1 protein-coding gene and 1 pseudogene are annotated in these 2,008 nt (G+C 73.4%); both read right to left on the reverse strand.

Going from position 1 to position 2,008, the window contains the following annotated elements; translation table 11 throughout:
• Positions 1–525: pseudogene (locus ACYVE7_RS33140) on the reverse strand (SWIM zinc finger family protein); the annotation flags it as partial.
• The coding region (locus ACYVE7_RS33145) for a DEAD/DEAH box helicase (protein ID WP_460370417.1) at positions 522–2,008 on the reverse strand (1,487 nt) is incomplete at its 5' end. The gene ACYVE7_RS33145 and the pseudogene ACYVE7_RS33140, both read right to left, overlap by 4 nt.

The following is a 2,008-nucleotide window of genomic DNA, read 5'->3' on the forward strand; positions in this document are numbered from 1 at the left end:
CTCGCCCGCCGGACGGGCGGCCAGTGATCCCGGTGCGCGGCCGCGCAGGAGCAGCAGCAGGAACGGGTCGTCGTCCAGCAGCCACGCCGTCTGGTAGGCCAGCGCCAGCGCGTGCCGGCACTCCCAGCCGCCGCAGTCGCAGTCGAACTCCAGCGTCCACGGCAGCAGCGGCGAGCCCGCGCCGAGCTCCTCGGGCAGCACCCCCGACAGCAGGGCCGTCAGATGCCCGGCTCGCGCGGTGACGGCGTCGGTGAACTCCGCCCATCCCGTGTCGTCCAGCAGCGGCACCCTGACGACCGGACGGTGCTCCTCGGCCGCCGCCGTGATCAGTCCGGGCGACAGCGACACCGGCCCGAGCAGCCCGCGTTTGGCGTAGGCGCGCCCTTTCTGGGTGAGGGCGCCGTCCAGGACCGTCTCCTCGATCGCGCGGATCCAGGCGCGCCCCCACCAGGTGGCGGCGAACGCCTTGCCGCGGCGCTGCGCGGGGAAGGCGGGAAAGCCCCTGGCGGGCAGGTCGGCGGTCATCGCAGCTCCACGAGGTCGGCGAGGTCGTCGTCGGACAGTTCGGTCAGTGCGTGCTCCCCGGAGGCCAGCACCCGGTCGGCGAGGTCGCGTTTGGCCGCCAGCAGTGCCGCGATCCGGTCCTCGACGGTGCCCTCGGCGATCAACCGGTGCACCTGGACGGGCCTGGTCTGCCCGATCCGGTAGGCACGGTCGGTGGCCTGGTCCTCGACGGCCGGGTTCCACCACCGGTCGTAGTGGACGACATGGTCGGCGCGGGTGAGGGTCAGGCCCGTCCCGGCCGCTTTCAGCGACAGCAGGAACACCGGTACCTCACCGTCCTGGAACCGCGCCACCATCGACTCCCGTTCGGCGACCGGTGTGCCGCCGTGCAGGAAGAGGGTGGGGATGCCGCGCGCCGCCAGATGCGATTCCAGCAGCCGTCCCATCGCGACGTACTGTGTGAACACCAGGACGGCGCCGTCCCCGGCCAGCACGGTGTCCAGCAGTTCATCGAGCAGGTCGAGCTTGCCCGAACGCCCGGCGAGGACGGGAGCGTCCTCCTTGAGGTACTGCGCGGGATGGTTGCAGATCTGCTTCAGACCGGTCAACAGCTTTACGATCGAGCCGCGCCGGCCGATCCCGTCGGCGTCGCGGATCCGCGCCATCAGCTCGGTGACGGTCGCCGCGTACAGGGACGCCTGCTCGGCGGTGAGCGCGGCGGGCGCGTCGGACTCGGTCTTGGCGGGCAGTTCGGGCGCGATGCCGGGGTCGCTTTTGCGGCGGCGCAGCAGGAACGGGCCGAGCAGCCGGGTCAGCCGGGCCGCGACGTCGGCGTCGCCCGCCTCGACGGGCCGTGCCCACCGGTTGCGGAACTCGCCTGCCGTGCCGAGCAGCCCGGGGGTCGTCCAGTCGAGGATCGCCCACAGTTCGGACAGGTCGTTCTCCACGGGGGTGCCCGTCAGCGCGACCCGTGCCCGAGCGGGGATCGTCCGCAGCTCCTTCGCGGTGCCCGACAGCCGGTTCTTGACGGCCTGCGCCTCGTCCGCGACGACCATCCCCCAGTCGTGCCGGGCGAGTGCCGCCGAGTCGAGCCGCATCGTCGCGTAGGTGGTGAGCACGAATCCGGTGCCGGGCAGGTCGCGGCGTGTCCCGTGGTAGCGGACGACCTGCTCGCCGGGGGCGAACCTGCGGATCTCCCGCTCCCAGGTGCCGAGCAGCGACGCCGGGCACACCACGAGGGTCGGCCCGCCGTGCCCGGTCTCGGCGCGGTGCAGGTGCAGCGCGATCAGCGTGAGGGTCTTGCCGAGCCCCATGTCGTCGGCGAGGACGGCGCCCAGCCCCAGCCCGGTCATGGCGGCCAGCCAGCTCAGCCCGCGGTGCTGGTAGTCGCGGAGCGTCGCGGTGATCCCCGCCGGCACCGGGACGGCCGTGTGCAGGCCCGGCTCGGCGAGCCGGTCGCGTAGTTCGGCCAGCGCGCCTTCCGCCCGGACGGTCACCTCGGTGC

The organism is Actinocorallia lasiicapitis (genome assembly GCF_054778695.1).